Origin of the sequence: Rhizobium ecuadorense, from assembly GCF_001187535.1 — a bacterium.
Lineage (GTDB): Bacteria > Pseudomonadota > Alphaproteobacteria > Rhizobiales > Rhizobiaceae > Rhizobium > Rhizobium ecuadorense.
The window spans coordinates 1-217 of sequence record NZ_LFIO01000568.1 but is presented as its reverse complement, the minus strand read 5'-3'; the positions used below and the strand labels follow the sequence as shown (position 1 = coordinate 217).

Below are 217 nucleotides of genomic sequence, written 5' to 3'. Positions count from 1 at the left end.
GTAATAGACTTCGAGCGATCCGAAGTCCGGCTTGTTCGCAATCGGGTCGGATTGTGGACCGTCAGCGGATGAGGCCGTGCCTTTGGCCAGAACTTCCCGCAATTCGTTCTTGAGAATGTCGCGCGCATTCCTGCCGCCGTCCATGGACGGTGAATAGACGCGCCACTGGCCTCTGCCGCCCATCTTTGCCTCGTACAGCGCGACGTCGGCGTAGCGC

The 217-nt window shown here is 60.8% G+C and carries 1 protein-coding gene; it reads right to left on the bottom strand.

What is annotated here, in order from left to right:
- On the bottom strand, positions 1-217 hold a 217-nt coding region (locus AF337_RS12035), incomplete at both ends, for a hypothetical protein (RefSeq protein ID WP_152971013.1).